The organism is Buchnera aphidicola (Pemphigus obesinymphae) (assembly GCF_026122815.1).
Lineage (GTDB): Bacteria > Pseudomonadota > Gammaproteobacteria > Enterobacterales > Enterobacteriaceae > Buchnera_C > Buchnera_C aphidicola_BJ.
The window spans coordinates 1-616 of the sequence record NZ_JAIWQW010000062.1; the positions used below are offsets into that span (position 1 = coordinate 1).

1 pseudogene is annotated in these 616 nt (G+C 30.5%); it reads right to left on the reverse strand.

Annotation, left to right across the window (positions count from 1 at the left end):
* Positions 1-616, reverse strand: a pseudogene (carB, locus tag LDP10_RS03085) (carbamoyl phosphate synthase large subunit); the annotation flags it as partial.

Genomic DNA, 616 nt, shown 5'->3' on the forward strand with positions numbered 1-616 from the left:
AATTTATTTTCAAAGTATTTTTCAAGAGTTTTAATATTATAACAAATTTCCATTTCTCTTCCACCTAACACATAGGAAGGTCTTACCATAATGGGAAATCCAATTTCTTTAGATTTTATTTTGGCTTCTTTTAAATTGGTTACTGTTGCATTTAAAGGTTGTTTTAAATTTAATTTTGACACAATTTTTTGGAAATTGTATCTATTTTCTGCTTGATCTATAGAATATGGTGTTGTCCCTATTATTGGTACTCCTTCTATTGCAAATTCATTGGCTAGTTTTAATGGAGTTTGACCTCCGTATTGTACAATTACGCCATAAGGTTTTTCTATTTTTACTATTTCTAAAATGTTTTCAAGAGTAAGGGGTTCAAAGTATAAACGATCAGAAATATCATAATCGGTAGATACTGTTTCTGGATTGCAGTTAATCATAATTGTTTCGAAACCATCTTCTCGTAGAGCTAAAGCGGCGTGGACACAACAATAATCAAATTCAATACCTTGTCCTATTCTATTAGGTCCTCCTCCTAAAATTATCACTTTGTTATTTTTTTTAGTCGGATTTGATTCACATTCTTCTTCCCAAGTAGAATATAAGTATGCTGTTTCGGTAG